At 70.8% G+C, this 1115-nt stretch carries 1 protein-coding gene; it reads right to left on the bottom strand.

Annotation, left to right across the window (positions count from 1 at the left end; translation table 11 throughout):
- Window positions 1-10 precede the first annotated feature (10 nt).
- Window positions 11-964: an acyl-CoA desaturase gene (locus tag H5J29_RS33795; protein ID WP_181784923.1), complete on the bottom strand. Its 954-nt coding sequence runs from the start codon at window positions 962-964 to the stop codon at window positions 11-13.
- Window positions 965-1115: the final 151 nt, after the last annotated feature.

The raw sequence follows: 1115 nt of genomic DNA, 5'->3' as shown, positions 1-1115 counted from the left end.
TCAACAACGGCTACGCGCTGCGCAGCCGGGCGAGCCGGCGGGTGGTCGGCCACCGGACGTCGTGCGCCCAGCCGAACCTCTCGAAGAACCAGATCACCCGCGCCGAGATGTCGATCTGGCCCTTGAGCACCCCGTGCCGGGCGCAGGTCGGGTCGGCGTGGTGCAGGTTGTGCCAGCTCTCGCCCATCGACAGGATCGCCAGCGGCCAGAAGTTGCGGCTGCGGTCCCGCGAGCGGAACGGCCGGGCCCCGACCATGTGGCAGATCGAGTTGATCGACCAGGTCACGTGGTGGCACACCGCCATGCGGACCAGGCCGCCCCAGAAGAACCCGGTCACCGCGCCGGCCCAGGACCAGGTCAGCAGGCCGCCGAGCAGCGCGGGCAGCACCAGGCTGACCGTGACCCAGAGGCCGAACAGGGCGCTCACCCGGCGGAGCACCTTGTCCGCCAGCAGGTCCGGGATGAACCGCTCCCAGTTCGTCTTGTCCCGGTCGAACACCCAGCCGACGTGCGCCCAGACGAAGCCGCGGGCCACGGCCCACGGGGTGGTCCCGTAGCGCCAGGGCGAGTGCGGGTCCCCGTCCTTGTCCGAGTACGCGTGGTGGCGGCGGTGGTCGGCGACCCAGGCCATCATGGAGCCCTGGATGGCCATCGAGCCGGTGATCGTGAGGACCACCCGCAGCCAGCGCTGGGCCTTGAACGAGCGGTGCGTGAAGTGTCGGTGGTAGCCGACGGTCACCCCGAGGATGCCGACGACGTAGAACACGGCCGCGATCGCGAGGTCCCACCAGCCGAGCCCCCATCCCCACAGCACGGGGACGGTGGCCAGCAGCGCGAGCATCGGGAGCACCACGAACGCCCACACGAGGCCCTGCTGCCAGCCGCTGCGCCGGGCTCCCAGGATCGGCTGTGCGTCCGGCGCGGGATCGGGGGGGACGGGGAGGTCTGGGGCCTCGACGGACAAACGGTCACCTCGGAGATCGCTGGGTCTACTCGATTTCAGGGTAAGGGCACCCGTACCGACAGTTGAAGTGTGGCGGGTACTCCTCACGTCACGGACGGCCCCGCGTCACCGTGTCGCCACGGGTCGGTCGGGCGGCCCGACGTCAGGAAAC

The organism is Pseudonocardia pini (assembly GCF_013870575.1).
GTDB classification, from domain to species: domain Bacteria; phylum Actinomycetota; class Actinomycetes; order Mycobacteriales; family Pseudonocardiaceae; genus Pseudonocardia; species Pseudonocardia pini.
Note: the sequence above shows the minus strand (reverse complement) of the source record. Positions and strands in the feature narration are given on the sequence as shown.